This is a genomic window from Dendronalium sp. ChiSLP03b (genome assembly GCF_034531165.2).
Classification (GTDB): domain Bacteria; phylum Cyanobacteriota; class Cyanobacteriia; order Cyanobacteriales; family Nostocaceae; genus Dendronalium; species Dendronalium minutum.
This window is the reverse complement of the sequence record NZ_JAVRBR020000008.1, coordinates 38,290-60,988: the sequence shown is the minus strand read 5'-3', so window position 1 is coordinate 60,988 and position 22,699 is coordinate 38,290. Positions and strand designations below refer to the sequence as shown.

Here is a 22,699-nt window from a genome sequence, read left to right as displayed (position 1 = left end):
AAACCTGACTTTTCTGTTGTTCGCTATTCGCCTTTTAGGAGAGGGGGGTTAGGGAGTGAGGTTTATCTAAGCGTTTACTTACGTTTATGTAAATTCATAGGTGCAATCACAGCTTTAGCTCCTAGAATACGTGAGTAAACTTTCCCCTCAGCGTCGTGGAGGATGAAATTAGCAGTTACGCCAGTTGCTGTTTTACCCTCAACTTCGCAAGAAACATAAAAGGGCGCGTTGCACGGTATTGCTCTAAACTGTTCAGAATGTGTCAACTGTCCCGGTAAACAAACTTCTTGATGAAAATGGTTCAACCAAATCCATAAGGATTGTGTACTCAAGTCAGTTGTGTAGGGGTTATGCCATTGTACGGGGAATTGTCCTTGTTGCTGGGCTGTGATTTCTTCCCACAAGCATTCGATGGTAATTTTTGCTCGGCTAATATTTAAGACTCTGACAATTTTCTGAAAAGCCGGGCCATGAAATAGTGATGAATCGCCGTTTTGATAAAAGTCTGTGCCAATAGTAGTGATGATGTTATCTTCTGTGAGATTCACAGCTTCATAAATCGGAGCCTCTGGCATCTGTCGCACCAGTTTGATTTGCGCTTTGTAATGAAAATGGGTTTTCCCTGCGGGGGTTTTACTCAGGATTGTAGTTTCAAATTCAACGAACTCAGACTCAGTTTTAGCAATTTCTTGTATTTCTAGAATATGTTCGCTGGGTGAATTTTCACCAAAAGTAATTCCCTTCAAAACTTTGAAGTTTTTACACCTTAAATATGTGTAACCTGGATAAAGTTCTTCACAAGCATTAATCATCCAGGACATGGCACAGGTAGCTGGTAATACCGGAGTACCAGCCAGCGTATGATCGTGTAGAAAAGGATTAGCTTCCACTGTCATCCGGCGACGGATACGATAGCTTCGCAGTTCTGCATCTAGAAGTGCGGGTGGTCGAATGCTAGGACTGCCAATAACAACTTGTGTGGTTTCATGATGAGCGGGATGCAGTTCGTTGACGAGCATTTGTGTCCCAGCTTCTACCGGAATAATATCAATTCCGCGTTCGGCAAAAGCTTTTTTGAGTTCTGGTGTCACCATACCACTATCCCAACCTCCCCAGTTAATGGCAACTACGTGACATTGAGGATAGTGTTGCTTGATTAAATGGGCTGATTTGTTGAGGATTTCATTAGCGATCGCATAATCTGACTGTCCAATATTACCGTAAAAGCCGCTGACGGAAGAGAACAATACTAAATGCTCAAGTTGCTTGGGATTGATGCAAGTCAGTAAGTTCTCTAAGCCTTGAACTTTAGCAGTATAAACTTTTTCAAAATCTTGGTCGGTTTTCTTTTCAATCAATTTATCGGCTAAATTTCCCGCACCGTGGATAATACCTGTGATTGTTCCTGTACGTGCAACTGCGGCAGTTAATTTGTTCTGTAAAGCTGCAACATCTGTAACATCAACGCTAATATATTCAGCTTTTGCTCCTGTTTGTTGAATTGTCGCTAAGGTATTTTTAATTTCTCGGCTAGAAGCAATTTTGTTATATATCTTTTGTACGCTCATGGGTGTAGGCTTTTCTCTTTGAGAAAGCAGATTTTCCATGATGCGTTTTTTTAATGCTGATTCTTCAAAACAATCTCGAACAAAATCCGGCTCGGTTTCTAAGATTTCTGAACGACCGAGGAGGATGAATGTACAAGGTTGGTGCTGTGCCATTTTGATAGCACATTCAGCCGTAATTCCTTTAGCACCACCACTGACGAGAAAGACAGAAGAAGGACGAACCTGGGTTTGTGCGATCATAACTATTTGAGATTGAGAATTAATCAAGAGAGGTGCATTGAGAAGTATTGAGTTTTCGGAGCATCCCGAATGTTTGAATTTTTAAACGCAGAGTCACGCAGAGGTTCACGCAAAGGAATGCAGAGGGTTAATTGGGATGCTCACAATTTGAAGGGGGGAAGCTCAGGTAGCGGCGGAAGTTCCGGTAGCGGCGGAAGCTCCGGTATAGGGGGAAGCTCAGGCACAGTAGGAGAAGGGTCGGGGGGAAGTTCAGGTAGCGGGGGAAACACTGGTATAGGGCTAACTTCAGATAAAAGTTCTTCCATAAATTTCCCTTGTTTCCCTTGTCTTCCTTGTTCCCCCTCTCCCCTACTTATCAAAGGAAGTAGTAAGGGTGACGCGTCCCTGAGAACCGTAAGCGACTTCACTAATGTAGAGATTAGGATCATGAAGTTCGGCAATAATGTGTTGGGCTGATTGCTGGGCATCCAAAGTGGGACTTAAATCAATGGCACGAGCAAACACTTTGGACCATTCCCATCTCAGCGTTTTGACTAATCCGAATAAACCAGCAGCGATCGCCCCAAAGTTGGTGTTATGCTCAAACCCAAAGGCTCCATCTAAACGAGTTACGGTGAGGAAACAACTGCGTCCGTAATGCGCTGCTTCGTTGAGAGATTTCTTCAGGTGTTTGGCCATGAAGAAGACGTGCTTAACTATCGCCTTGTCCTGTTCTAAATAGGAAATTGTGCTAGTGTGACTCGTCTGGAAGGCTGGATGAATGTGGATCAGCGCCCCAATCGTGCCGAAGTTAGTCGCGATCGCTGATAATTTGTGTTGGAGTAGTTCTTCACTCATATCTGCTAGGGTGATGCGATTAACTCCAGCTGGTAAAGGCGATTGTTGCGGGACGAGCGATTGGGGGAAGCTTAAAACCACTACTTTCCAACCGCGTTCAATTAAGGATTGAGCTACTTGGGAAGTGGTGAGGGAGCCATCATCGGTAATTAAACCGATGTGTCCCTCTGGTAACGCGAAATCTAAACTATCCGGCGGTGGCAGGAATTTGAGTTTGGCTGGACGGCGAGCAACGTTGCCGATTATCTGGACTGGCTGAAAGTCAAACTCAGGCTGAGACTTTTTTTTTTCACCTCCAACTAACTGCTGGAGATAATCGACTATTTGACCGATGGTGCGGAGTTCTCCTAGTTCTTCGATATTTGGCTTAGGTAGGTTGGGGTACATTTCCTGCATCGTCCCTAAGATTTCTACCCGTTTGATGGAGTCAATCCCTAAGTCAGCCTCCATATCCATATCTAGTTCCAGCATCTCTACTGGGTAGCCAGTTTTCTCGCTGGTAATGGCTAAGAGAGTTTGACCTAAGTCTGCATACTCATTGGTAGTTGTTTCCTCAACTTCAGTCTCTGTAATCACTGGGCTAACAACTGGCTCAGGTGTAGTAACTACCGTTACCGTTGCTGGAGCTAGAATCGTCGTCTGTGATGTCTGTTGTACTTCGTTAATGGCGATTTCTACAGAGACACTTCTAGAAGCGTGGGATTGCAGATATTCGACAACTTGACCGATGGTACGGAGTTCTGCAAGTTCTTCTAAGTTTGGCTTGGGTAAGTCAGGATACATCTCCTGCAACGCTCCTAGGATTTCCACCCGTTTAATAGAATCAATCCCTAAGTCTGCTTCCATATCCATGTCTAGTTCCAGCATCTCCACTGGGTAGCCAGTTTTCTCACTAGTGATGGCTAACAAGTTTTTATCCAAGTCAGAGACATCAATACTAGGTATAGATATAGGTGCAGTAATTGTCAGTGCAGGTTCCGTACCAGATTCGACAACGGTCGGCGTGCTAATTTGGACAACAACCTCAGACTGAGTTTCTACGACTGGGATAGGAGCAGGCACAGGTGCCTCTACTACAGGCTCAGGCTGGATTTCCCAAACAGAGGGAGGTACAGGTACTTCAGTAACCTTTGAGCCATTCTTCGCTACTGGCTGCTGCACAGGTTCTGGCAGGCTTTCGACTATCTGAGTCGTAGAGGGAACAGGTGCGTCGGTAACGGGTGTAGCGATGGTGAAAGGTACAGGGCGATCGCTTACACCATTAGATAATATTTCGGTTGGTTGAGTACTTACATCTTCAGAAAGTAACTGCGAATACTCTTGTTGAATCAGTTGGAAAAAGTTTCTCGCGTATTCTATCTGCTCTTGTAGATATTGCTCGTGGATGCGTAGGGTTTCACCTTGTTGGGCATGAAACTGCGTCATGCTGCGCTCTACGCTTTCCATTACAACTTGCTTCAGCTGCGCTGTTTCTGTGGAAGATTTAGCGTTGGCAAACAAAGAATGTTGCTGCTGCATCAGTTGGAAAAACGTTTTAGTGTATTCCGTCTGATGGTTGAGGTAAGTCCCGTGAGCATGTAAATTCTCAGCTTGATTTTGCTGAAACTTTGTCAATAGGTACTCTAAACTTTCTAGCACCCGTTGGAAATTTATAGATTTTTCTGGTGTTGGCTGCATCTTTGATTCCTGGGCTAGTTGATGTGAAAGGGTCGCAGGATTCATTTGCGGTTGTTGGGTGGTAATATTAGATGCGGAGGAATTAGTATTATTTGAAAATTTGGCGAGAGTAGGTGTAGGATTAGCAACATGCCCATTACTCTCTTTTACTGTTGGAGTGGAAACCGCAGTTTCAGAAAACTCATGGGTGGAATTATTAGATAAAGCAGCAGGTAAGCTGACTTTATGTCCATCCTCTAAAGCTAGAGCAAAGGCATTTTTCGTTTTTTCCGAGCGATAGTTAATGCCGTTTAAACGTACATTCAACGCTTTCTTTTGCTCAGTTGCGGGAAGTGCAGGTGTTACTTCATATGGGTCGAGGTTTTTCAAAGGCAAACCAAGTACGCGTAACTGCACAACTGCTTCTCGCAAAGAGCGATCGCTGTTCTTTTGAGTACTGGGGTTCAAAGATACGGTGACGTGGGGGCGATCGCCAAGGGTATCTTTCACCAAGTTGGAAAGAATTCGTCTTGGGCCAAATTCAACGAAGCAAGTACCACCCGCGGCATAAATATTTTCAATTTCCTGCTTGAACAGCACCGAGTTGGATAAGTGGCTTTCGAGGATTTTTTGAATCCCTTGGGGTTCTTTAGGATAGGGCTTGCTGGTAACGTTGCTGAAAACGGGGATTTTGGGACTTTGGAAGGCGACGGACTTGGTAGCGATCGCAAAAGATTTTTGAGCGAAGGCAATCAGTGATGTATGGAAAGCTGCGGATACAGGTAACAACACAGCAGCACATCCTTGCTCGTGCAGAGTCTGCCGCACCTTAGCGATTTCTGCGGTTGGCCCTGCTACAACAATTTGCGTCGGAGAATTGAAGTTAGCAATGGATACCTGCGGATAGTGCCGCAGTACTGCTTGTACTTTGCTGATATCTTCTTTCACAGCCAGCATACTGCCCGCATCATGATCGGGGTCTTCTGGCGCTGCCATCGCCTGACCTCTGGCTTTCACGAGGAACAAGTAATCTTGATCGCTCAAAACACCTGCGGCCCAAAGAGCTGTTAATTCCCCAAAGCTGTGTCCAGCGACAAAATCTGACTTAAACCCAGCTTGTTGCAGTATGGAATAGAGTCCGGCACTCAACACCCCAATAGCAGGCTGTGCGTATTCTGTACGTTGCAAAGCAGCAACCTGGGCATTTTTTTCTGCCTCTTCAAACACCGGACGAGGGAAAACTATTTCCGACAGCGGCAGCAAATTATCTTTGATTAACAGGCTATCCATGTAGCCATGCAAACGCCGCATTAAAGGGAAATTCATCACCAGTTCCCGGCCCATCTCCAAGTATTGCGAACCTTGACCGGAGAATAAAGCTACAACTTTTCCGCCCAACTCCATGCCAGTGGAACGATAGTAAATTCCTTGAGGATGATCCCAGGATGCTGCTGAGGCTTTGTGTTTTAGCCAGTCGATACTAATTTGTATCAACTTGCAAGCTTCTTGCACATTCTCGGCGACAAACCCAACTCTGGCTGCAATTACAGGAATTTCTGCTGATTGACACTCCTGAACTAACTGTGCATAGTGTTTGTCGCCGTCATTTGATTGCAACTTACCTAAAATGTCTTCGCATTTACCCAATAGTTGTGCGGGGTTGGGAGCAAACAGCACCACCTCACGCGGACTATTATGTAAACGGTAAGGACGGTTTTGTTCGGTTTCGTGTTCTTCCAAAACAACGTGATAATTTGTACCGCCAAAGCCGAAAGAACTTACACCGGCACGCCTTGGCGCTTCACCTTCCGCACGAATCCAGGGTCTAGTTTCGGTATTTAAATAAAATGCCGAATTTTCAATGTTGAGTTTGGGGTTCGGTTCGGTAATGTTGATTGTGGCTGGTAAAATTTTGTGATGCAATGCCAAAGCAGTTTTAATTAAACTTGCCGCACCCGCAGCCGCTTTTGTATGTCCGATTTGTGATTTGACGCTACCCAAAGCGATGTGCTGTCTTTTGGAGTCGTGTTCGCCAAAAAAGTCTCTTAAAGAACCGAATTCTGTAGGATCGCCAGCCATTGTGCCGGTGCCGTGCGCTTCCATCAATCCAACGGTAGCGGGAGAAAAACCAGCATCCTCATAAGCACGTTTTAAGGCTTTCACCTGGCCTTCTTTACGAGGAGCATAAATACTCTTGTAACGTCCATCGCTAGAAGTCCCAATGCCTTTGATGACTGCATAAATTTTGTCGTTGTCGCGTTCGGCATCTTCTAGCCGTTTGAGGACAATCATGCCGATACCTTCACCCAGCATCATCCCATCAGACTTAGCATCGAAGGGTTTGACATTCTCACTAGGAGAAACCGCCGGGGTTTTGCTGAAGGATATGTAAGCCATGATGGTGTTGTCGGTATCCACACCACCAGTCAGCATCATGTCAGAACGATGTTCTATCAGTTCGCTGATTGCCATTTTCAAAGCGCCAAAGGAACTGGCGCAAGCAGCATCGACTACACAATTCATGCCGCCAAAGTTCAAGCGGTTGGCAATACGTCCAGCGACTACGTTAGCCAACATTCCAGGGAAAGCATTCTCATCCCACTTCACGTAGGCGCTTTTGATTTTATCAACGATTTTTTTGGTATCTTCATCAGACAAACCGCTGCTTTTAAGAGCTTTTTCCCAAATCGGATATTCTAAGCGCGCCGAAAGTGGCATTCCCAATTGCTTGGCCATTGCCACACCCAAAACTACCCCCACAGTCTCGCGATTAAATTCACGAGATTCGCCATAACCAGCATCTTCCATTGCTTCTTTTGCAACTACTAAACTCAATAGTTGCGATACATCTGTTACTTCCAAGATGCTGGGAGGAATGCCAAATTCCATTGGGTTGAAATCAACCTCTGGGATAAACCCACCTCTTTTACAGTAGGTTTTATCTTCAGGAGTTCTAGGGTTTGGATCGTAGTAATCTTTGACGCTCCAATGTGTATCAGGCACATCGGTAATACAGTCAATTTTATTAACTATATTTTGCCAATATTCTCGTAAATTTCTGGCTTTGGGAAATAGAGAAGCCATGCCCACAATGGCTATAGGATTTTGTTGTAATTGTCTATTAATTTTATTAATTGACATTGGTTTTTCAGACTTCATTTTTCTTCCCTCTATAACCTTAATCAAATCCTTTTCACAATTGTTAATCTGAGCTTCCAACTCCGCCAAGGCAGTATCAATTGAATTAGCAGACATAGGACATAGACTTCTTGAGTACTGTGGATGGTGAAGCTACAGTCATACTCTTTCTCTTTAAGATGGCTACAGATAATGAATGACGCGGGGACGCGGAGATTAATATGTAGCAATATTTTGGAGAATTGATATAATTTCTGTTGCTGACCAAAAATGAGTTATCTCTTCTTTTAAGCAGCTAGCTATCCTATCTGCTGACGCTAAATGCTTTTCTTCAAACAAACACCACACGACAAGGATAAAAGATGAAGGATAAAATTTTATACTTCATAATTCAGACAGCGCTCGACTCTTGATATTGTGGCAGCAGGTCGATGACGTTGTTAAAACTGGTAAAATAGTCTTGGAGTGCGTTGGCTGCTTGACCAGTAAATTCAATCCATTCGTAATGGCAAATATCTTGAGCAATTGTATCCCACTGGAACAATGAAAACTTAGGAGTAGCTATTAGGACAGAAACGCTTTTTTCTCCCGAACTACTTTGAGTATCTAGCTTAACTGCAACAACGTAGCTGGTGTTAATGACAACGTTCTGTATCTTGATAAATGCCATAGCCAGTTTCAACGTCCAGGATAATATAGTTTATGGAATTTGACCAAGAAGAGTTGACAAGTTCGTTACAGAAAACACATCTCATTTACTCTTAATTTATGCAATCTTCTGAAACAATCCTTGACGACTTGTGAGGTGATGCTAATGCGGTTGAGGTTAGTTTTTGTTTGTTTACGTTCAATCAAATAACTAATTTTCCTTGCCGCTTTGAAACGTCTGAATTAATAAAAAGACTAGCATACTTTATAGAAACTAAATCATTCCTTTAAATTAATTTCAGAAAAAGGCTAGCTGTTTGCTGATACAAAATTTGAATAAAACATAGTAAATAAGTATATTTTTTGACGAAAATATAGTCTCTAATACTTGACTTAATAATACCTACGACATTAATTTTTTCCTAATTTAGAAGACTTTACAAAGATATTCGCACTAAAGTAAGCATTCAATAAATACATAAATTGCAGAGCATGACTATCAGTGTTGATTTTTCAGCAGAACATCATAATTAGGAAATGTTTTTTGATGAATTTTGAATATAAATCAATTACTAGTGATAATTAGTTATTTCTAAAGCAAATATTAATTTTTAAAATAGTGCCTCATAAACAACATACCAATGATTTGTTATCAATCACAAAGATTTCGATTGCATAATAGACCTCTTGCAAAAGTCAAGAAATTAGGAATGTCATTCTGAACGAAACGTAGTGTAGTGAAGAATCTCACCCAATGTGTCGCTTTGCTTAACATGACACTTTAAGGATTTATGCAAGAGGTCTAATGTGTTATCTGATAAAAAAGTTACAGATTTAAAACTGTCTTTATGAATCAAAAAATAAATATAAATACTCATAATTATAAGGCAGAAATGAAGCAGTCTTGGATGCCACTTCCTCTACTTGGGAAAACCTAAGACCGGAGTGGTTTGGCTTTGCATCGTTAGCGATGCAGGAGCATCACCCGTTCGCTCTTATACCATTTCCCAAAAATAATGATACAGATCCAAACCCAGAAACCTAGACTAAATGGGACTTTCTTAATTACGAATTACGAATTACGAATTACGAATTGGTATTAGCTGCGGGGAAGCAAGCTACGCGTAGCGGCCACCTTAGGAAAAAGATAGGGCAGAAGGTGAGATTTGCTTCCTAATTAAGTTTCACAAATGGGTATTTTATTGTTTAATAATATTCGCGTACTTACTTATTTGGGATTGAGGATTAAAAGTCTTTACCAAATGCGTGTTACGAAAATCTAAAACAAATAATACTTATACTTATTCTTATTCCAATTTAGTATCAGATATAGATACACATATCATAATTATTGGACAATAAAAGTCAGCAATTAAAATGCTGAAGGCTGGAGTTATTCTCCTTGTCTCCCTAATCCCCAGACCCTAGTACTGGTTGCTTTCCCGCCCATTTCTGCCACCGGAGAATCCCGCGACTGACCAATTCTGGATGAGTATCCCCAATAAAACAGATACGCCCCATTCTTTCGCAAGCAATGAGGATTTCACCGTGTCCCATAAATGGGGCAATCACAAAATTATTCGGACTAGTATACAAATTTATTAGGTAGTTGACGATTCCTTCTATTCCTTCAGCATTAATTGGTGTTTGGGGTTTAGGTATGAATTGATGAGAAAAAATTCCTATATAAACATTGCCTAGGACTAATTCATATTGAAAGGGCATCTGATTATGTTTGTAAAATTCATAAATATGCCCTTCTGAACGCAGCACAGCTACAATCTTAGCTTCATCTATTAAGTAATTATGCTCCCAAGTAGGGGAAAGGGTAGCGATCGCCAACGCCGCATCTGAGGGCAGCAGTTTCCGAAATTTTGGAGTTGCAGTATTGCCACAATATATTAAATGCCGACCCAGCAACCATTCTTCACCAACTTTGACTTTGGGTGCTGGAAGAGTTGCAGATTGCTCAATTAATCGTTCTGGCTGGCGTTGGCTTTTCTTGAGAGCCGATTTAGTTTCTTTTTGGGCCATAGCACTTTTATGTGCCAGCATCTGTAACTCTTTTTGCTTAGCTTTGAAGTCAGCAACCAGTTTAGCTTGCCGTGCTGCTTCTTCTTCGTCTCCCTTCGCTTGGGCTAACTCCAAAGCCTTTTGTGCCTCTTCGGCTAAGGTGCGTTCTTTACTACCAGCCCTAGCCACCTTCAATAGTGCTGTAGGACTATCAGCGATCGCCGTACCCTTAATTAGCTGTTTAACTGCTGGGTGAATACTTTTAGCAATCTGCTTGCCGTGCTGGAAGGTGCGTTCAGAATATCCAACTTCTCTAGCTAACTCTACAGTTCTCTTAGGTGGTGAAATCATTTCACCAGCTTTGAGGGTATGTTGATTATCACCCACCTTTGCCCGCAGTCCCATACGTTCCAGAATTCGATCTCGTTCCAACCACAGTTCTGAACGCTCTAGCGGTTCTAGCTCATTGCGGATTAAATTTTCGTCAATCTCTGCCAAACGAGCTTGGTCAGAATCTTGATAGTTAACAATATTACACTCAATTGCCTCTAGCCCCAACAGTTTACAAGCTGTCAGCCGATGTAATCCGGCAATCAAATTCAGCTTTTGATCTACCGTAATCGGGTTCAACAGACCATTAGCCTGAATTGATTCCTTCAGCTCGTCTACTTTTTCGCCTTTAACCGATCGGCGGTTGGAACCAATTTGAATTTGGTCTATGGGCACTATAGGCATAATTACTATTCTTCAGTGCGTTTAGTCAAAACACCAACAATACGACTAAGATACAGCTAAAAAGTTTCAATTGGGGATTAGAGACTGGGAACTCTTTACGGAACAAGTTGATGAAAATGTCTTATGGTACACAACTGAGAATATAGCAATCAGTTGATAATAACAAAACCGCTAGATTAAGTTGTTACATCAAAACAACTGCACATTGACTCCAGTAGACCATTGATAGTCATCTGTTATCCGTCATCCGTCATCATTTAACAATAAATTGATTGACAATATCAAAGTTTTTTGCCATACTTGGACACAGTTTATCCAAGTTTTTCCAAGGCATTTTTATTGGCGCTTCATTCTTTTGAGATTTAAGTTTCTGACTAGCGCTATCGTATTTTACGATACTTGATTCAATGTCAAATTAGGATAAAACTGAAGAGGATTTGCAGTAACGCCACCATTGATTTTGCCACCAAACCAGTAACTTTTGGCGGCTGGAAAGGCGTAGAACATTCACATAGCACTAACTCAAATGTCCGCTTGCCGAAGGTAAAACGACAGAGGAAAAGTATTCTTGGTTAATTGCGGACGAATCTATTGCAAGTAACTTATATAGCCATCTAGGCTGTCTCCTGGCATAGCACAATTGGAATAAAAATATGGCAGTCAACAAAGAAAGCCGGTTATTCAAAAAATCCCCAGGTCGGTGGCAATTGCTTTTGGCAGCTTCTATTACTTTAGCTACCGGACTCATATCTTTCTATAGTTTTTCACCAATCAAGTTTCGCCCTCAAGTTCAGGCTCCTCCAGCCAATCCCCCCAAGGCTACTCCTGTCAAAGTTGCTGTGACTGCCTTGGGACGTTTGCAACCTGAAGGCGAAGTTACGAATTTATCTGCCCCCAGTTCCACTAACGGTATCCGAGTCGAAAGACTGTTGGTGAAGGAAGGAGATAAGGTGAAGGCGGGGCAAGTATTGGCGTATTTAGAAGATTATAATCGCGCTACCACAGCTTTAGAACAGGCGTTAGACAAACTGCAAATTGCCAAAGTCAAACTAGCACAGGTAAGGTCTGGGGCTAAACCGGGAGATATTAATGCTCAACAAGCTGCGATCGCGAGTTTAGAATCGCAATTTAAAGGAGACGTTGCAACTCAAGAAGCAACAATCAACCGCATCCAAGCTGAAGTAGACAATGCTCAAACCGAGAATGAGCGATATCAGCAGTTACTTAAACAAGGTGCGATCGCAGCTTCTGTAGCAGATACCAAAGCTTTACAACTCAAGACAACACAACAGCAGTTAACAGAAGCCAAAGCCACCCTCAGCCGGACTCAGAACACTTTCCAAGAACAGCAAAAGGAAGCTAAAGCTAAACTCAACAGCATTCAAGAAGTGCGTAGTGTTGATGTTGACTTAGCACAAGCCGATGTCAGGAGTGCTGTAACTGCTATCAAACAAGCAAAAGCAGACCAGAATTTAGCTTATATTAAATCTCCCATAGATGGCAAAATTTTGAAAATTCATGCCAAAACTGGAGAAGTTATCAGTAGCACTGGCTTTGCTGCGATCGGCAAGACATCGCAAATGAATGTAATCGCAGAAGTCTATCAAACCGATGTGCAAAACGTGCGTATAGGTCAAAAAGCTTTCATTACCAGCACTGCATTTGCAGGAAAATTACAAGGAACTGTGCGCGAAATTGGCTGGCAAGTTGACAAACAAAGTATCTTCAGCCTCAACCCCAACTCAGACACAGACCGCAGAATAGTTGAGGTAAAAATATCCATCGATAATCCCGCAGATAGTGAACGGGTGGCTCGTTTGACCAATTTACAGGTGGATGTCGCAATTCAGATATAGTCAAAAGTCAACAGTCAATAGTCAATAGTCAATAATTATTTCTTTTTACTATGGACTATGGACTGTGGGCTAATAACAACTATTAACTAAATCCATGAATTTTAAGATTCCTTTAGCATGGCTACAACTAGCCCAACAAAAAGTTCGCTTTTTAGTGGCTATAGCTGGGATTGCTTTTATTGTCCTGCTAATGTTTGTGCAACTCGGTTTTCAAGATGCTCTTTATTCTAGCGCAACCGCAGTGCATCAGAGCCTCCGAGGTAACTTATTTTTAGTCAGTTCTCAATATAAATCTTTGACCTCAAATCAAAGCTTTTCGCGGACTCGATTATACCAAGCTTTGGGGTTTGATGGTGTAGAGTCAGTTAGCCCCATGTATTTGCAATTTGCAAAATTGAAAAATCCTGTAACCGGAGAGAAATACTCAATATATGTGATTGGGTTCGATCCAGGAAGACATGTGATGGATATACCTGAAGTTGAGCAAAACTTAGACAAACTCAAAATTCCCGATGTCATGCTTTTTGACAGGAATTCGCGACCAGAGTTTGGCCCCATCGCCGCAAATTTTGACAAGGGAGACACTGAACAGACAATTGAAATATTTCCCTTTGATGCCCCATTTGGCTATAGAGTCAGAGTGGGAGGTTTATTCAGCTTAGGCCCTTCCTTTGGTGTAGACGGCAATTTAATTGTCAGTGACTCAACTTTTTTGAGGATAAATCCCAATACTCGTCCGGCAGAAAAGATAGATATTGGTGTCATAACTCTCAAATCTGGTGTTGATGCTAACAAAGTTCTGAAAAATTTGAAAACAAGTTTACCTAATGATGTTCAAGTTTTTACTCGCCAAGAATTTATTAATTTTGAAAAACAATATTGGTCTGATAGAACGCCTATTGGTTTTATCTTGAATCTCATGTTGACAATGGCTTCTGTTGTTGGTGTAGTCATTGTCTATCAAATTCTTTACAGCAATATTGCTACTCAATTTGTTGCTTACGCTACTTTAAAAGCTATTGGATATGCCAATAACTATTTATTAAATGTGGTCTTTCAACAAGCACTAATCTTGGCATTATTAAGTTATATACCGGGATTTATCGTCTCTATAGCTTTATATGATTTTGCAATGAAAGCCACTAAATTACCAATTGTCATGACTGCTAATAATGCGGTACTAGTATTCATATCAGCAGTTTTGATATGTATAACATCTGGGGCACTTGCTATCAATAAACTCCGTTCCGCAGACCCAGCTGATATTTTCTAGAAGTCAGGAGGAGGCAGTGCGGTCTTGGGGTCTTCCCAAGTGGAGTAACTGCCGTTCAGAAGTCATAATTTAGAAGTAAAACAAGCTTTATCCCTGGCTTTTAGACAAAGTTTATGTACTTCACGCTCCTTGAAATATGCTGTAAATATGCGATTGCTGCAAGATACTTTTGGTTAATGAGTTAAAAGATATGAGACAAGAGGACGCAAAGACGCAGGGTTGCAGAGATTTTTGAACTGTAACCAATTAACCGAATTTGGTATCAGAATAACTATATTTCCTGAGTTTCAGCTTTTAGCTCCTGAATACCAAAGCAAAAATATATCGCACACAATCAACAATTACTAGTACAAAAACCAGGAACAATTCAATTTTACTAAAAATACAAAATTGACATAGATAGTATTATTGAAATTTCTGGAACAGCCTTGTACTGAAGACTTATAATCTAAAATCCAAAATTAGTGTAACCTCTGCTCTATGAATCTGCAAAACAAAACCCTCCTGATTACCGGGATTGATGAATTTATCGGTTTGCGTGCAGCCGAGTTAGCCATAGCGCAGGGAATGAAGGTTCGTGGACTGCAAACTTCTAGCGACAAAGAAGCCCAAAATTTGGGTGCTGAGGTGATTATTGGCAATGTTACCGACCCCGCTATTGCACTGAAGATTTGTCAGGGAGTAGATATTGTTTTACACACTGCTCAAGTTACCCAAGAAGCTGGCTCATTAAAGCATTTTCGAGAAATCAATGTTGGTGGCACAGTCAATATAGCTAAAGCTGCTAAAAATGCTGGTGTTAAAACCTTCGTGCATCTCTCCAGTGTTATGGTCTATGGCTTTAATTATGTAGATGGCATCACCGAATCCGGGCCACTCTCTGATGAGAATAATCCCTATTGTCAGACAAAAATAGAAGCCGAAGCCGAACTTTTACCGCTGAATGTTCCTCCTGATTTTGGCATCATCATCATTCGCGCTGGCGATGTTTACGGCCCTGGAAGTATTCCTTGGATAGTCAGACCAATTCTAATGATGCGTCAAAAATTGTTTGCCTATGCCAACGACGGTAAAGGAGTAATCAATCACGTCTATATAGACAATCTTATTGATGCCATTTTTCTAGCTATAGAAAAAGAAACCTACGGAGAAATCTTTAATATCACCGATGGACAAGACACTTCTTGGAAAGAGTACTTCATGCGTTTAGCCGCAATGGAAGGTTTACCTGCTCCTATGTCTCTACCAAAAGATGAAATGAAGTTGTTTCTAAGGCTACGTCATCAGGGACAAAAACTTTTTCGTAAAAAAGCTGATATTCTCCCAGAATCTGTAGATTTTATGACTCGTCCACATGCTTATTCTGTTGCCAAAGCACAGAGTTTATTAGATTACAAACCAAGAATTGACCTAGAAGTAGGAATGCGTCTTACACAGGAATGGTTACAAAAAACTGATATCCAAAGACTAGTTAAATAGTCCGCTGATTTTCAGGAAAATTATTTCCTATTAGCAATAAGCAACCCAGGTTGAGTATAGGATTACCTGTATACAATGGCGAAAAATTTATCCGAGTAGCGCTAGATTCACTTTTAGCTCAGACTTTTACAGATTTTGAGTTAATTATCTCAGAATTATATGTTGTTTACTCACAACAATGCCCAATACTCATTGAGTACTTTACCTGATTTTTACGCGTATACAGTTTGGTTTGATTCAGCAAAAAAGGGAAAGATTCTGCTTCCTCATTGGAGAATGTTATGGGAGTATACACTTTTTATATGGATGTTGCCACTGACTTTATATGAGCGGATATGTTGCCATATCAGCATATATCGACAGTTAAAAGGCACAGAATATCTTCTGCTACAAGATTGAATTATAGTGTCTCAAATGCTATCGAAACGTTGGCAGAAGAAGTTAATCAAAAAACAGCAAATTACTGGAAATAATTGTATCAACTAGCCAGATGCTGTTACTGATTATTTGAATGTCAAAAAAACAAAATTTTTGATTGAGAAGTACAAAATTATGTTGAAAATATCTCATGTACGTCATCTTCTGTTGGTGACTTTATTAAGCATTAGCTGTTCTCAAGTTGCAAATGCAGAACCTATCACAAAGTTGACTATTTCAGTGAATGGCATCCGTCACCAAAAAGGTGAAATTTGCTTCAGAATTTATGCTGGTGAAAAAGGCTTTCCGATGAAGAATACCAGCGAAGTTCAAAGTGGCTGTGCCAAGATTGTAGGTAATTCTGTAACCAAGAGTTTCTCTGGCTTGAAGCCTGGAACTTACGCAGTAGCAGTAGTGGACGATCAAAACGGCGATCGCAAACTCAATACAGACTTTTTAGGTATTCCCAAAGAAGGTTTTGGACTTTCCAAAAATCCCACTGTCTCAATGCTAACGGGTACACCAAAGTTTCGTGATGCCAGCTTTGTGGTGAACAAAAATACAAAGATCGACATTTTCTTAAAATATTCCCTCGACCCCTAGAAGAGAGCAGGGGGAGCTGGGGAGGCTGGGGAAGTAGAGGGAGAATTTTTAACTCCTCATCCCCCTCATCCCCCTCGTCTTCCTTGTCCTCCTTGTCTTCCTTGTCCCCTCATCCTCCTCAGATTTAATGAATGAGTTAACAATATTCCTGTTTAAGTCTTTGGTGGGTTGGCTGGCGATTCAGGCATGTATCACATTTGTCTTTTTGTTGTACCTGCGATCGCGTCCTAAAAATGTATTACTCGATGAGCAGTTACCCAAAACGGCGGTGATTCTTTGCCTACGTGGAGCTGACCCATTTCTGCCCAACTGCTTGCAGGCGCTGTTAAAGCAGAACTACCCAAAATACGATTTAAAGCTGATCGTTGATAGTCAAGAAGACCCTGCTTGGCAAATTGCCAGCAATACCATCAACGAACTAGGAGCAACCAACGTCCAAATCAGCCATTTGAGGATCATCCGCCACAACTGTAGTCTCAAATGTAGTTCCCTAATACAGGCTGTTTCAGACTTGGACGATTCTTATAAGGTGGTTGCTTTAGTAGACGCAGATACAATAGTCCATCCTAATTGGCTGCGTGAATTAGTTAGTCCTTTAACCGATCCAAAAGTTGGGGTAACAACGGGTAATCGTTGGTATGTACCGACAGGTAACTATTGGGGTTCTTTAGTACGCTATCTAGGTAACGGATCTACTATCGTGCAGATGTATCTGTTCGGTATTCCTTGGGGTGGGACTTTAGCAGTCAAAAAAGAAGTCCTTCAACAAACAGGATTGCTAGACAAGTGGGGACAAGCTTTCGGCGAAGATATGATGATGCACAACATCCTCAAAAAACAGGGGATGCGGGTCAAATTTGTGCCTTCACTAATTATGCTCAACCGCGAAGAATGCGATTTACTGGGCTTAATAGACTATCTCAAACGCTTAGTACTTTACTCTCGACTCTATCATCCCCGGTGGTTAGCTTTAGTGAGTGAAGCCGTTTCTAGTATCCTATTTCCTACCGCAGTCATAGTATTGTTTCTGATGGCGTTAGGAGATGGACAGTGGGATACTGCGGTTCAATTATTGGGTGGCTATGGCATCTATACTCTAGGATTACTCTTGCTAATGCTGATTCTAGAGCAAGGGGTAAAGCAAGTAATTCGCGCTCAAGGTCAGCCAGTCACAAAATTATCAGTTGCCACAGTAGCAAAAATGTTAATTGGTATACCCCTAACTCAGTGGGTATATGGAATAGCAATGCTGTCTTCTATATCGATATCAACAGTTAAATGGCGTGGTATTGTCTATCGAATTCAAGGCCCTTGGAATATCCGATTAGTAGAATACCATCCTTACGATCTGTTGGATCAACCTATTGATAGCAAAATTTCTCTTTGACCTAATGTTTACAACTGGTAAAAGTACTATTTAGTAGTACTTTTATGAAGAAAATAGCAATTCTCAATGATTCGTGAAATTCTCTAAGTAGGTTGGTATAAATAAATCTAGCTATACAACGAAATATAAAATTTCGTAACCAATGCGATCGCTTAGTTTCACTCGCAATTACGTAGTTATGAATTTTTACCTACCTACTTATCTCTCTTTTATTGGATCTAGGTAATTTTCACAAATCAGATAGGAGATAGGATTGCTATACGCACTAAAAAACATCAGTTAGAAGGCTTTAATATTCCTAAACCTTCTCAAGCTATATTCAGTAATTATATGATTAGGTAGCTAATCTCATTCATTAGCCAAAAACTAAATCCTTGTCAAACTTGAATTGCCAAGATGTTTGTACATGGATAACAAAGTTTAGAGAAATTAATTAGGGGGAATTTCGGCTGAAGAGTTTGATGTTTAATAGTTCTTGCAGGACGAAAAACATACACTCTGTAATCTAGAATCGTTACTATTTGTCAATGCGTAAGTCCTAAATCCAACTGTATCAATTCATAATAGATACAGAAATCAGGATTTTCATGAAAGATTTGCTGCGTAAGTCCTAAATCGCAAACCAGCATTTTCATGAAAGATTTCCTCGAATTATGAAAAAACAATCACTTCGCATTGCAATTATTACGGGCGTGTATGCTCCATTCTTATCAGGGGTAGGAGTAGCAGTACACCAACGAGTTCGCTGGTTATTACAGCAGGGGCATGAAGTCTTTCTTATCCATCCAGAAATCAACGATAAATTTCCTCAAGAAGTACGAAACCGTTGCGTACCAGGATTAGTAGAACTTAAGCAGTATCCCAACTTTTCTGCTTTTGCATATCCCACTAAGCCCCTAATATTTTATAAGTCTCTTCCCGAACCATTACACTATCGGCATTGGAGCGATACAGAATTGTTGTCTGATTTCCAGCCTGATATTGTGGTAGTGGAAGAAGCACCAGCAATGAGAGGATTTTACTCACTTTTCCTCCAAGGTTACGGTCGTGCTGTGGGGGCTGAATATGGCAAACTCACAGGCACTCCAATCATCTCTGTTTTCCATACCGATATCGTTGCCTATATCAGATATTACTTAGGAGATTCTCTCTTCAGCCTTCTTCACCCGATTCTTCCGATTTTCATCAAGCAGTTCAGCGAATCTTACGACGCTAATTTCTTTTCTTCTAGAGAACAGCTTGCTAAGTATACAAGCTTGAAATCTCAACGTAGTGAATATCTTCCTTATCAAGGTATTGATTGCGAAAAATTTCACCCAAGAAATATCAGTTACGATCCAATTCCCGACGATCGCCGACCAACTATTTTATTTGTCGGGCGAGTGACTGCGGAAAAGAATGTTGACCAACTTCTAGATGCATATCCGCTCATCGCTGCCAAAATTCCTGATGTGCATTTAGTTATTGTTGGTAGCGGGCCTTTAAATGAAGAAATCCGTCGGCGCGCTCAAAAATTTGCCTCTGGTGTGACTATTTGGGGTGAGTCTCACGGTACAGAATTGTTGGGGTGGTTTGCACGAGCAGATGTATTTGTTAACCCCTCTGCCACCGAAAACTTCTGCACGACAAATAATGAAGCTCTGGCTTCTGGCACTCCAGTAGTTGCAGTAATTGCACCCTCAACTTCAGAGCAAGTTTTCCCTGGTCGCAACGGCTTTTTAGCTGAACCTAATAACCCAAAAGATTTTGCTCAAAAAGTGATTGCAATTCTCGAAAATCCTGACTTAAAAGCAGATATGACTCGGCTAGCTCGTCCCTCTATTATAGATTTCGACTGGTCTGCATGTATGGCAAAATTTGAAGATAAACTCTACCAACTTGTAGAAACAGCAAATGAGGTAGACTTTGCAGCAGTTAGATTAATTAGCTAACTGTTAGAGTTGATAGTTTGGCGATCGCCTAGCATTTCACTTACATATTGGGCGATCGCTTCCCTCATCCATAAGTACATGATGTTCGTTCGTTCAATCTATTGAAAGACCTAATTTATCTAATAACTTTTGATGAAAAAACCTCTGTCCGGGGAACGATATAGCTGATAAGCCAAATGAAGTAAATATGAGAATGTTAAATCTAATCGAGATTGTATTCTATGAAACACAATTACTTTATGCAACGGCTTTCGACTATAGGACGCTGGATGGCTACAACTTTATTTTGTTTGTTAGCGATCGCTTTCGTTTGGCAGGGTGCATTTTTCTCGAACACCTCAGCAATGGCTAATCCCTCTGCCAACTCGGTTCTGTTAGCAGATGCAGGCAATGAAGTAAAAAGCAAAGCTAGTGAAGATGCAGGACGAGCCAAGGGTTTCATCGAAGATACGAAAGACAAAGTTAAGCGAACTGCAAATAAAAATGCCGCTAAAGTTGACGAAGCAACAGACAACGGTAGTTTTGCAGAGCGCAAAGCTAAAAGAGATGCGGCTCGAATTCAGCAAAGAGCAGACGAAGATGCATCTCGGACAAAGGAAGCAGTAGACAACACCAAGAATGTTGTTGAAAAAGCTGTTGATAATATCAAGGATGCTTTTAGCAAATAGATATTAGAGAAAGCAGGAGGACAAGGTAGATAATTCTTCACTCCTGCCTTCTGCCCTTCGGGTGACGCTCCTGCGTCGCTAACGCTGCGCTAACGGCAGTCGCTCATGGGGGAAACCACGCCACTTGCTACCCTGCGGGAACACTTTCAGCGAACAAGTCGGCAAAGCCGCCCAACGCAGTGGCTCCCCAAGACCGCGCTGCCTCACCTCCTGCCTCCTGCCTCCTAACTAAAAATCAGCTTCCGGTAATTTTTCAATCTGCTGAGTGAAATATGCTTCTTCAAGTTTGAGTTGTTGCGCCATTTCTAAACCTTTTTGAAAGGCTGTTCGTGCTTGAGGATACTCTTTGCGTTCTAGATAAATTTGCCCTATTTGGTCATAGGTTTGCATCAGTCCGTAAAAGTTGACGGCTCGTTCTTGGGTTTCCAAGAGAATTTGACTAGTTTGTAAAGCCTCATCTATTTGGCCTTGAGAACGATATAGCGCAATTAATTTCTGCAACGCTTCACCAGCACGGGTATACTCTTGCAATTGCCAAGCAGTAGTATAAGCTTCTTGATAATTGTTAAAAGCTTCTCGCAGTAAACTAGGATTCTGCTTTGCTAAGGATTCATAATTTGAGCCGATCGCCAGTTTTAATTCTGGTATTTTAGTAAGATTGTTTTCATCTATGTAAATTTTTGCTAGCTTATCTAGCACATTTACTGCTTGCTGTGGTTGTTTTCCCTGCTTATAAATATAAGCTAGCTGTTGTAAGTATGCTAACTCATTGGGGCGATCGCTTTTAGAAGCAGCTAAATTTAACAATTCCTCGTAGGTGGTAGCAGCTTGAGTATAATCAAACCAAGCTAGATTCAATTCCCCAATCGTCTGAAGAGTTTGTACTACTGCTACTTCATCTTGCTGCTGTCGCATTACTGTCAAAATTTGGTTATAAACTTCTAGGGCAGGTTTGAACGATCGCACTTTTTGGTAAGCTTCACCCAGCGATCGCAACAGTTCCATGTCAACACTTTTTTGGGCAACATTTTTGGGTAATTGTGCCTGCTTTTGAATGCCTTGCAATCGTTGAGTAATGTAATATACCTCTTGGCGATCGTTTTCATTCCAGGCGATCGCACCTACGCGCGATAGTGCTTGCACCTCTGCTAATGAACCTAAAAAGCGCCGCAAGCGTAGTTCTCGGTTCCAAATCTCAAACGCTGCTACCTTATCCCCTGCTTGCAGTTTCGCCGCTGCTTGTTGATTCAACTCATTCAGTGCTACTTCCAGGTTTAGTTGGTCTCCAAGAGTTAACTGCTGGTTATTGCTTAAAGTTGGCAGCAGTGGATCGGGTGTAGTAATTTCTAATGGGCTGGGAGGAAATTTATCGAGTTCTTCTGGCTTTTTACTCTCTGCTAAAGCCAAAGAACTGCTAAAAAGTATAGCGACAATAGTAACAATTAAGCGCCGTAGCATTGGTACTTTACCTTACCTAGAGTAAGTTTCATTGGTGGTAATCAGGCATTGAGTATAAGACATTGGTAATTATGCCTATGCCTAACAACTTTAACTGCCAATTTGTTTGACGCATAAAACATTGGTAATTATCCCCATTGTTGATTTCCAAGCTTTACAATACTCCCATATAATTTTCAAGCAATTGGTCAATCGTATTTAATGACTCATTCTACGGATATTGTCACTTTAGCTCGCTGGATGGCAGCAGATTTTAGCAATCAAGAACAAGCCTTTGAAAATCCACCTTTGTATGCCCACATTCGCGTCTGTATCCGTCCTCTTCCTTTAGAACTGTTATCTGGGGTTAGCTTGTTTCTCGAACAAGCTTATGATTATATGCTCAGTCAACCCTACCGAATGCGAGTAATGAAGTTGATTGAGCTAGAAAACCACATTGTTATCGAACACTACAATCTTAAGGAAGAACAAAAGTTTTACGGTGCATCCCGCGACCTCGAACTCCTCAAAAACCTATCTGTTGACCAACTGGAGAAAATGCCCGGTTGTAACATGATTGTAGAGTGGACAGGAAATAGTTTCAAAGGCAGAGTTGAACCTGGTAAAGGTTGCATCGTGGTTCGCAATGGTAAAAACACTTATCTTGATAATGAATTTGAGATTGACACTGAAAAATTTCTCAGCCTCGATCGGGGACGAGATTTTGAAAGCGATGAGCGTCTGTGGGGTTCTATAGCTGGCCCATTTCACTTTGTGCGTTGGAGCAATTTTGCTGATGAAGTCAAAGCGTGA

The 22,699-nt window shown here is 41.4% G+C and carries 16 protein-coding genes; 10 read left to right on the top strand and 6 right to left on the bottom strand.

The features are described from left to right. Nucleotides 1-74: 74 nt before the first annotated feature. The 3 genes from RMY31_RS01555 to RMY31_RS01545 all read right to left on the bottom strand — a co-directional run bounded on the left by RMY31_RS01555 (nt 75) and on the right by RMY31_RS01545 (nt 8,109). Nucleotides 75-1,808: an SDR family NAD(P)-dependent oxidoreductase gene (locus tag RMY31_RS01555; protein WP_322657702.1), complete on the bottom strand. Its 1,734-nt coding sequence runs from the start codon at nt 1,806-1,808 to the stop codon at nt 75-77. Nucleotides 1,809-2,156: 348 nt separating this feature from the next. Then, nucleotides 2,157-7,556: a polyketide synthase gene (locus RMY31_RS01550; RefSeq protein ID WP_322657703.1), complete on the bottom strand. Its 5,400-nt coding sequence runs from the start codon at nt 7,554-7,556 to the stop codon at nt 2,157-2,159. 274 nt (nt 7,557-7,830) lie between these two features. Further along, nucleotides 7,831-8,109, bottom strand: a complete 279-nt coding sequence (locus tag RMY31_RS01545) for a hypothetical protein (RefSeq protein WP_322657704.1) — start codon at nt 8,107-8,109, stop codon at nt 7,831-7,833. A gap of 882 nt (nt 8,110-8,991) precedes the next feature. Here RMY31_RS01545 and RMY31_RS01540 point away from each other — a divergent pair. Continuing rightward, nucleotides 8,992-9,132: a hypothetical protein gene (locus RMY31_RS01540; protein ID WP_409877072.1), complete on the top strand. Its 141-nt coding sequence runs from the start codon at nt 8,992-8,994 to the stop codon at nt 9,130-9,132. A 365-nt stretch (nt 9,133-9,497) separates the two neighbouring features. Here RMY31_RS01540 and RMY31_RS01535 read toward each other — a convergent pair whose 3' ends face one another. Then, nucleotides 9,498-10,835 carry a ParB/RepB/Spo0J family partition protein gene (locus tag RMY31_RS01535; RefSeq protein ID WP_322657705.1) on the bottom strand — a complete coding sequence of 446 codons (1,338 nt, stop codon included), beginning with the start codon at nt 10,833-10,835 and terminating at the stop codon, nt 9,498-9,500. 653 nt (nt 10,836-11,488) lie between these two features. Between RMY31_RS01535 and RMY31_RS01530 the strand changes: the two genes are divergently transcribed. The 8 genes from RMY31_RS01530 to RMY31_RS01495 all read left to right on the top strand — a co-directional run bounded on the left by RMY31_RS01530 (nt 11,489) and on the right by RMY31_RS01495 (nt 20,449). Next, nucleotides 11,489-12,691, top strand: coding sequence for an ABC exporter membrane fusion protein (locus RMY31_RS01530; RefSeq protein ID WP_322657706.1), 1,203 nt, complete (start codon nt 11,489-11,491; stop codon nt 12,689-12,691). 94 nt (nt 12,692-12,785) lie between these two features. Further along, complete coding sequence (gene devC / locus RMY31_RS01525; protein WP_322657707.1) at nt 12,786-13,964, top strand: ABC transporter permease DevC; 1,179 nt, start codon at nt 12,786-12,788, stop codon at nt 13,962-13,964. Between the two features lie 480 nt (nt 13,965-14,444). Then, nucleotides 14,445-15,443, top strand: coding sequence for an NAD-dependent epimerase/dehydratase family protein (locus tag RMY31_RS01520; protein ID WP_322657708.1), 999 nt, complete (start codon nt 14,445-14,447; stop codon nt 15,441-15,443). Nucleotides 15,444-15,493: 50 nt separating this feature from the next. Continuing rightward, a complete protein-coding gene (locus RMY31_RS01515) occupies nt 15,494-15,652 on the top strand; it encodes a glycosyltransferase (protein ID WP_409877069.1) in 159 nt (52 codons plus the stop codon). Between the two features lie 343 nt (nt 15,653-15,995). Continuing rightward, the gene (locus RMY31_RS01510; protein WP_322657709.1) at nt 15,996-16,463 is read left to right on the top strand and encodes a DUF2141 domain-containing protein; all 468 of its coding nucleotides are present in this window, start codon (nt 15,996-15,998) and stop codon (nt 16,461-16,463) included. A gap of 127 nt (nt 16,464-16,590) precedes the next feature. Then, nucleotides 16,591-17,850, top strand: coding sequence for a glycosyltransferase (locus RMY31_RS01505; RefSeq protein WP_322657710.1), 1,260 nt, complete (start codon nt 16,591-16,593; stop codon nt 17,848-17,850). A 653-nt stretch (nt 17,851-18,503) separates the two neighbouring features. After that, a complete protein-coding gene (locus RMY31_RS01500; RefSeq protein ID WP_322657711.1) occupies nt 18,504-19,781 on the top strand; it encodes a glycosyltransferase in 1,278 nt (425 codons plus the stop codon). A 221-nt stretch (nt 19,782-20,002) separates the two neighbouring features. Beyond that, entirely contained in the window at nt 20,003-20,449 is a 447-nt protein-coding gene (locus RMY31_RS01495; protein ID WP_322657712.1) for a hypothetical protein, read from the top strand. A 78-nt stretch (nt 20,450-20,527) separates the two neighbouring features. Here the strand turns inward: RMY31_RS01495 and RMY31_RS01490 are convergent, their stop codons facing one another. Both RMY31_RS01490 and RMY31_RS01485 read right to left on the bottom strand, forming a co-directional pair. Beyond that, nucleotides 20,528-20,656: a hypothetical protein gene (locus RMY31_RS01490; RefSeq protein ID WP_409877066.1), complete on the bottom strand. Its 129-nt coding sequence runs from the start codon at nt 20,654-20,656 to the stop codon at nt 20,528-20,530. 21 nt (nt 20,657-20,677) lie between these two features. Further along, entirely contained in the window at nt 20,678-21,907 is a 1,230-nt protein-coding gene (locus tag RMY31_RS01485; protein WP_322657713.1) for a tetratricopeptide repeat protein, read from the bottom strand. A 201-nt stretch (nt 21,908-22,108) separates the two neighbouring features. Between RMY31_RS01485 and RMY31_RS01480 the strand changes: the two genes are divergently transcribed. Beyond that, nucleotides 22,109-22,699 carry a chromophore lyase CpcT/CpeT gene (locus tag RMY31_RS01480; RefSeq protein WP_322657714.1) on the top strand — a complete coding sequence of 197 codons (591 nt, stop codon included), beginning with the start codon at nt 22,109-22,111 and terminating at the stop codon, nt 22,697-22,699.

Excerpts from the sequence above, each read along its gene's own strand:
- RMY31_RS01555 (WP_322657702.1), bottom strand. The coding sequence starts at position 1,808 with ATGATCGCACAAACCCAGGTTCGTCCTTCTTCTGTCTTTCTCGTCAGT.
- RMY31_RS01550 (WP_322657703.1), bottom strand. The coding sequence starts at position 7,556 with ATGTCTGCTAATTCAATTGATACTGCCTTGGCGGAGTTGGAAGCTCAG.
- RMY31_RS01545 (WP_322657704.1), bottom strand. The coding sequence starts at position 8,109 with ATGGCATTTATCAAGATACAGAACGTTGTCATTAACACCAGCTACGTT.
- RMY31_RS01535 (WP_322657705.1), bottom strand. The coding sequence starts at position 10,835 with ATGCCTATAGTGCCCATAGACCAAATTCAAATTGGTTCCAACCGCCGA.
- RMY31_RS01530 (WP_322657706.1), top strand. The coding sequence starts at position 11,489 with ATGGCAGTCAACAAAGAAAGCCGGTTATTCAAAAAATCCCCAGGTCGG.
- devC (WP_322657707.1), top strand. The coding sequence starts at position 12,786 with ATGAATTTTAAGATTCCTTTAGCATGGCTACAACTAGCCCAACAAAAA.
- RMY31_RS01520 (WP_322657708.1), top strand. The coding sequence starts at position 14,445 with ATGAATCTGCAAAACAAAACCCTCCTGATTACCGGGATTGATGAATTT.
- RMY31_RS01510 (WP_322657709.1), top strand. The coding sequence starts at position 15,996 with ATGTTGAAAATATCTCATGTACGTCATCTTCTGTTGGTGACTTTATTA.
- RMY31_RS01505 (WP_322657710.1), top strand. The coding sequence starts at position 16,591 with ATGAATGAGTTAACAATATTCCTGTTTAAGTCTTTGGTGGGTTGGCTG.
- RMY31_RS01500 (WP_322657711.1), top strand. The coding sequence starts at position 18,504 with ATGAAAAAACAATCACTTCGCATTGCAATTATTACGGGCGTGTATGCT.
- RMY31_RS01495 (WP_322657712.1), top strand. The coding sequence starts at position 20,003 with ATGAAACACAATTACTTTATGCAACGGCTTTCGACTATAGGACGCTGG.
- RMY31_RS01485 (WP_322657713.1), bottom strand. The coding sequence starts at position 21,907 with ATGCTACGGCGCTTAATTGTTACTATTGTCGCTATACTTTTTAGCAGT.
- RMY31_RS01480 (WP_322657714.1), top strand. The coding sequence starts at position 22,109 with ATGACTCATTCTACGGATATTGTCACTTTAGCTCGCTGGATGGCAGCA.